Here is a 6,154-nt window from a genome sequence, read left to right as displayed (position 1 = left end):
CACGAGGTCGGCCTGGAAGGCCAGGGGAGTGACGGCCGTGGGCTCGGGGGTGGCGAGGAGGGCGGTGACGCCCTCGTCGTCCAGGGGGAGGGGGATCGTGGCGACGCCCTCGACACCGACCTCGCCGGCGAGTGCTGCGGGCAGGGCGACGGCGGCGAGTGTCGCCCGGTGGGAGGCGGCGCGCCCGCGGGCGACCTCGACCTCGCGTTCCAGCAGGTCGGCGGGCACACCCTCGGTGTCCAGCGCCAGCACGATGCGCGCACCGGTGGAGGCGGCCACGTCCAGGTTCCACCCGAAGGTGTCGAAGGTGGAGACGGGGAGGTCCTCGGCCTGGTCGATCAGCACGGTGTCGGAGGTGTCGGCGCGCAGGGCGGCGACGACCCGCGCGAGGGCTGCGGTGGGAGTGGTGGTCACGGTGTCGACGTCGACACCCTCGAGTGCGTCGGTGCGGGCGAGCGAGCCGCGCGCGGAGAACGCAGTGGCGAGGTCGTCACCCACCTCCCTCGCGGTGGTCGCCGGGCTCGGCTGGATGACGATGAAGCGGGCAGTCACGGGTTTCTCCTCAAGCACGTGAGCGGCGGCAACCCGGTGGGGGCGCCACCGTCCATGCTATCCCCGACCGAAGTCCCGGATTCGGCCCCGGAGGAATGCGTGGATGTGCGGGTGGACACGATCCGCGCCGGGGAGTGGGGCGCAGGGCGGGCTCCGGTGGCGGGTACTGTGGTGCCGATGGAGGACAGGGACGATCTGGGCCGCTCGCTCGGACTTGCCGGTGTGGTGAGCCTGGTGGGCGTCGTCGCGTGCACGGTCGCGGTCGTGGTCCTCGTCCTGACTGACCACCCCCACCGCGCGGTGATCGTGGTGTCAGCTGCACTCTTCTCCCTTGCGGGTCTGCGTGCGGTGCTGCCGGGCAGGCCCTGGTACGCCAGTCGGCACCGGTGGTTGGACGTGGCCTTCTACGCCGGTCTCGGTGCGCTGGTCTGGTTCTTCTCCCCCTGGACCGCCACCATGGGCCTCCCCTGACCCTCCCCACGCCGAAGTCCGCTCTGTTCCAGGCTCGAAGTCCGCTCTGTTCTGGGCCTGAAGTCCGCTCAGTTCCGAGCGTGAAGTCCGCCCCTCGGTCGGTGTCCGGAGGTGGACCCCTGGCGGTCGGGGTCAGCCGACCCGTCACGGACACTGCCGGGTGTGGGGCAGGAGCCGGCCCCGCTCCTCTCAGGCCCGGGTGTCCTGGTCGGATTCCCTGTTCGGGCGCGCCCGGAGGAGGAGTCGCACGTCGTACCGGTGGGTGTCGGGGTCGTCGGAAGCAGCGTGTCCACGCGACGTCACGAGTGCGCGCCCGACGATCTCGTCGATGCGGCCGATGAGCTCCTCGGCTTCGTCATGGGTGAGCCGCAGGCCCAGATCGCTCTGGAGACCCGGCCACCCGGGTGCTCCATCGGCATCGACGGAGAACACCTGTGCGACGTCCGCGCTCATCACCGTGCTCAGTGCCGACAGCGCGGCAGGACCTCCGGGGATCGACCGCAACTCCTCACTGTCGACGTAGAGTCCCTGCCAGTCGGGCAGCTGCCACCACGTCTCGCGTGCATCGTGTGATCCCGGTGGCTCGACCTTCCGCACGATCCCCGCCCGGGCCAACTGACGCAGGTGGTAGGAGACGGAATTCGCGGGTTCCTCGACCTCCCGGGCGACGTCGGAGACACGCATGGACTCCCCCAGGGAGAGGAGGCGCACGATCTTGAGGCGGATGGGATGGGCGATGACCTTGAGGATCTCCAGGGTCCGCTCGGGTGGCAGGTGGGGTGGACTCCACCGGGAATCCTCCCCGGGGGAGTCATCGCTCGCCACACCCGGTGTGCCCGTCGGGGCCGCGCGGCCGGACACCGCCGTGTCCGGGTCCCGGCCAACACTGTCGCCCATGCGGCCTCCTCATGCCTGGGTGGGTCCGTCACCGTGTCGTGTCGGACGGCTGCTCCAGCCTATCCGCAGGCCGGGAGGCTCCCGTGCCGGGAACGGTGAACTCCTCACTCCCGGGTGCCGACGCGTTGTCCGGAGCCATTGCGTCCCGGGGTGCGCGAGCGTCCTCACCCGTCCGGGCCCCATCAGGAGTCGGGGAGACCACAGGTGTCGGGACCCCCTGCACGTCCGGGGTCGCCTCCGTCGGGTGGACTTCGTCGGGGAGGTCCCACCGGTCCGGGGTGGGCAGTGCGCGCAGCTCGCCGTTGGTGACGATGAAGGCCGCCGCCAGGAGGAACACGACGATGGTCGCGAGCATCGTGGGACCCGCACCGAACCACTGCAGTCCGAACCCGACCAACGCGGGTGTGACCGCGACCCCCGACTCGTTCGCCATCGAGATGGCCGCCATGGTGCGCCCCTGCTCGGAGGAGGGGATCATCCCCTGCGTGTACCCCATGATCCCGCCGTTGAGCGCGGGCAGCAGCAGACCCACAGCGGCGAAGCACACGAGGACGACCACCTGGGTACGGGTGACGGCGACCGGGACCATGATCGCCGCCGCGAGGAGGAAGAGGACCAGGGTGAGGCGCCCCGTGGGGACCCGCTCGATGAGGCGCGGAGCGACGAGGGCGCCCACGAGCATGCCGGCGGCCAGGGCGGAGTCGATGAGCCCGATCCGCCACGGGTCCACGCCCTGACCCTGCAGGATCAGGGTGAGCCCCGTGTAGAGCGCGCCGAAGCCCATGTTGATGCACACGATCGCGGGGACCAGATGACGCAGGAGGGCACTGCGGGCGAAGATCGAGAAGCCCGAGAACATGTCGCCCAGGTTCCGGCGCACCGATCCCGCCACGCGTCCGAGGCGGTGGGCGCCGGCGTCGTTCCCGCTCACCGCGTCCGTCCCGGTTGCCCTGCCGCAGTCGGTCTCCGTATCGTCCGCGGTCCGACCCGCTGCCCGGTCCCTCTCCGTCCACCCGCTTCCTCGCGGGGCCGCAGCGTGGGCGTCGGGCCTGAGGTCGGCGCGGATCAGACGGGTGGTGAGGACCTGCACCAGCGCGCCGACGGCGGCCGCCACGAAGGGCAGCGCGTAGGAGATCCCCATGAGCAGACCCGACAGGGGAGGCGCGGAGAGGCTGACTGCGGCATCGCGCCCCTGGTTCGCGGCGATCGCCCGCGGCAGGTCAGGACGGTCGACCACGGACTTCAGCGCCGCGTTCGACGCCGCACCGAAGAGCCCTGCGACGATCCCCGAGGCGACCCCGACGCCGATGAGGACGGGCAGGGTGAGCACCTGCGCCCACCAGGCCAGGGCCGCGACGGTGTACACGACGGCGCGCAGCAGACCCGACACCACGAGTGCGGTGCGTCGGTCGATGCGGTCGACGAGGACACCGCCGGGGAGGATGGTGACGACCCCGGCCACCATCGTCGCCGTGGCGACCACACCGGCCTGGGCGTAGGACCCCGTGACCGCGTAGGCGATGAGGGTCATCGCGAAGCTGCGGATGGAACTGCCGAACTGCCACGAGGTGTCCGCCAGCAGCCAGGCGAGGTAGTCGCGCTGGCGCAGCAGGGACCGAGGTCCGGAGGCGAGCGCGGAGGTGGTGTCCATGCCCTCAGCGTAGATACGCAAGATAGATTGCGCAACTGAATGTGCATAAATCTTCCCCTGCTCCGGACACCGGCCTGACGGCGAGCGAAGCCCCTCCCGGCGATGGCCACCTGTCCGTCCCCGTGGGTGTGCTCCGTCCGGTGGGGGACGGTAGTGCCGGGAAGATCTCCCTGCCTCGCGGTGCTGGGCTGTTCCGCGCCGCGCCGTGCCGTGCCTCGCCGTGCCGTGACCTGCGGGACGGGGACCTTCGGGCAGGCCCGGTTCAGCCCGCGGGCAGGACGTCGACGAGGGCGGCCAGGACCGTGGCCGGATCCCTCAGCGGGACCAGGTGGCGCGGGGTGGCCGCCTCTCGCAGGGTGAACCCGCGGTCACGCGCGAAGCGTTGCTGCACCTCGTGTTGGCGGGTGTGGCGGCGCGAGGTCGTCACGAGCTCGGAGTCCGGGGGCATCCAGGCGAGTCCGCGGGACTCCAGGGACGCCAACAGGTCAAGGGAGGTCCCGAAGAGCCGCATCTCCTGGGTGCGGGCGTGTGCCGACGCCCTCGCACCCCGGCCCAGGGAGAGCTCGAGCGCCTCCAAGGAGTCCGCTGCGAGCACGTCCGCGCCCCGACCCAGCCAGCCCAACGCGCTGGCGCGGTGGTGCTCCGGGCCGCACTCGTAGGAGGCGTCGACGAGGACGCTGCCCGCTGCGGAGCCCGGGTGGGCCACGCACCAGAGCCGCACCAGCGTTCCACCCCAGGAGTGCCCGACCAGTACCAGTGGTCCGGTGCCCAGGGTGTCGACCACCGCGTCGAGGTCGGCGACGAGTGAGGACAGTGGCCGGGGGTCGGGTGCGGGCGCGGAGGCGCCCGACCCGGCTCGGTCGGGGGCGATGATGCGCCAGGGATCCAGGCGTCGGTCGGCATCGATGAGGTCCAGGAGCGGGGACCACAGGGTGGAGTCGAGCCCGAGTCCCGCCTCCAGGAGGACCGTTCCCCCACGTGGACGCCCGGAATCACCTGTGCCCGCGCGGGCACGTCCGCATGGCGGGTGCGTCAGGGGATCGCTCCCGGTCGTGGTCCCGACCTCGGTCCCACCTCCGGTCCCGCCCTCGTCCGTGTCCCCACGGGGCCACGCGCGCTCGCGGCGCACGAGGACGTGGAGCGCGCGGGAGCCCCTGGGGACCTGGACCTCCTCGCGTGCCATGGGCCCAGAGTAGGAGGGCTCGTCGACCCGCGCGGCCCGGACCATGACAGATATCTCGACATCGAGTAATCTGGGCGCGGCGCCTCACGGACGAGGGCGTGCAGGTGGTCGGCGGCCCGGAGCTGCGGGCCAGCAACCGGGAGGAGCAGCATGTCGAAGATCAAGGTCCAGGGTCCGGTCGTCGAGCTCGACGGCGACGAGATGACGCGGATCATCTGGCAGTTCATCAAGGACCGCCTGATCCACCCCTACCTGGACATCGACCTGCTGTACTACGACCTCTCCATCCAGAACCGCGATGCCACCGACGACCAGGTGACCATCGACGCCGCCCACGCCATCCAGGAGCACGGCGTGGGTGTCAAGTGCGCGACCATCACTCCCGACGAGGCCCGCGTGAAGGAGTTCGGCCTCAAGAAGATGTGGAAGAGCCCCAACGGGACGATCCGCAACATCCTGGGCGGGGTGATCTTCCGTGAGCCGATCATCATCTCCAACATCCCGCGCCTGGTGCCCGGGTGGAACAAGCCGATCATCATCGGGCGCCACGCCTTCGGCGACCAGTACCGCGCCACCGATTTCCGCTTCGAGGGCGCAGGCACGCTCACCGTCCAGTTCACGCCCGAGGACGGCTCCGAACCCCTGAAGTTCGAGGTCTACCAGGCCCCCGGCGACGGCGTGGCGCAGGTGCAGTACAACCTCGACGCCTCGATCCGGGACTTCGCGCGGGCGTCCCTCAACTACGGCCTCAAGCGCAACTACCCGGTCTACCTCTCCACGAAGAACACGATCCTCAAGGCCTACGACGGGCGCTTCAAGGACATCTTCCAGGAGGTCTACGAGACCGAGTTCAAGGACCTCTTCGACGCCGCGGGCCTCACCTACGAGCACCGCCTCATCGACGACATGGTCGCCTCGGCCATGAAGTGGGAGGGCGGGTACGTCTGGGCCTGCAAGAACTACGACGGGGACGTCCAGTCCGACACCGTCGCACAGGGGTTCGGATCGCTCGGCCTCATGACCTCGGTGCTGTCCACCCCCGACGGGAAGGTCGTGGAGGCCGAGGCCGCCCACGGCACCGTCACCCGCCACTACCGCCAGCACCAGGCCGGCAAGCCCACCTCGACGAACCCGATCGCCTCCATCTTCGCGTGGACGCGCGGACTCCAGCACCGCGGCACCCTGGACGGCACACCGGAGGTCGTGGACTTCGCCCGGACCCTGGAGGACGTGGTCATCAAGACCGTGGAGTCGGGGAAGATGACCAAGGACCTCGCCCTGCTCATCGGGCCGGACCAGGAGTGGCTGACCACCGAGGAGTTCCTCTCCGCCCTGGACGAGAACCTCCAGGCGCGCCTGGCCTGACCCGCCCCGGCTCCCGCCGGTGTCCACCGCACGTT

5 protein-coding genes and 1 pseudogene are annotated in these 6,154 nt (G+C 70.7%); 2 read left to right on the top strand and 4 right to left on the bottom strand.

All coding sequences use genetic code 11. The features are described 5' to 3' along the window. Positions 1-552, bottom strand: a pseudogene (locus BQ9890_RS15765) (phosphate acetyltransferase); the annotation flags it as partial. Between the two features lie 177 nt (positions 553-729). Between BQ9890_RS15765 and BQ9890_RS02480 the strand changes: the two are divergent. Then, positions 730-1,023, top strand: coding sequence for a DUF3017 domain-containing protein (locus BQ9890_RS02480; protein ID WP_075892597.1), 294 nt, complete (start codon positions 730-732; stop codon positions 1,021-1,023). A gap of 189 nt (positions 1,024-1,212) precedes the next feature. Here BQ9890_RS02480 and BQ9890_RS02475 read toward each other — a convergent pair whose 3' ends face one another. From BQ9890_RS02475 to BQ9890_RS02465, 3 genes are all read right to left on the bottom strand, one after another. Beyond that, the gene (locus tag BQ9890_RS02475) at positions 1,213-1,920 is read right to left on the bottom strand and encodes an ArsR/SmtB family transcription factor (protein WP_075889101.1); all 708 of its coding nucleotides are present in this window, start codon (positions 1,918-1,920) and stop codon (positions 1,213-1,215) included. 28 nt (positions 1,921-1,948) lie between these two features. Then, positions 1,949-3,571, bottom strand: coding sequence for an MFS transporter (locus tag BQ9890_RS02470; protein WP_075889099.1), 1,623 nt, complete (start codon positions 3,569-3,571; stop codon positions 1,949-1,951). Between the two features lie 262 nt (positions 3,572-3,833). Next, positions 3,834-4,754, bottom strand: coding sequence for an alpha/beta fold hydrolase (locus tag BQ9890_RS02465; RefSeq protein WP_195907608.1), 921 nt, complete (start codon positions 4,752-4,754; stop codon positions 3,834-3,836). A gap of 150 nt (positions 4,755-4,904) precedes the next feature. Between BQ9890_RS02465 and BQ9890_RS02460 the strand changes: the two genes are divergently transcribed. Then, positions 4,905-6,119 (top strand): NADP-dependent isocitrate dehydrogenase, encoded by a 1,215-nt coding sequence (locus tag BQ9890_RS02460; RefSeq protein ID WP_075889095.1) that lies wholly within the window; start codon positions 4,905-4,907, stop codon positions 6,117-6,119. The last annotated feature ends 35 nt before the right edge of the window (positions 6,120-6,154 follow it).

Origin of the sequence: Actinomyces provencensis, from assembly GCF_900155435.1 — a bacterium.
Classification (GTDB): domain Bacteria; phylum Actinomycetota; class Actinomycetes; order Actinomycetales; family Actinomycetaceae; genus Pauljensenia; species Pauljensenia provencensis.
This window is presented reverse-complemented; position numbering and strand designations above follow the sequence as displayed.

Excerpts from the sequence above, each read along its gene's own strand:
- BQ9890_RS02480 (WP_075892597.1), top strand. The coding sequence starts at position 730 with ATGGAGGACAGGGACGATCTGGGCCGCTCGCTCGGACTTGCCGGTGTG.
- BQ9890_RS02475 (WP_075889101.1), bottom strand. The coding sequence starts at position 1,920 with ATGGGCGACAGTGTTGGCCGGGACCCGGACACGGCGGTGTCCGGCCGC.
- BQ9890_RS02460 (WP_075889095.1), top strand. The coding sequence starts at position 4,905 with ATGTCGAAGATCAAGGTCCAGGGTCCGGTCGTCGAGCTCGACGGCGAC.
- BQ9890_RS02465 (WP_195907608.1), bottom strand. The coding sequence starts at position 4,754 with ATGGCACGCGAGGAGGTCCAGGTCCCCAGGGGCTCCCGCGCGCTCCAC.
- BQ9890_RS02470 (WP_075889099.1), bottom strand. The coding sequence starts at position 3,571 with ATGGACACCACCTCCGCGCTCGCCTCCGGACCTCGGTCCCTGCTGCGC.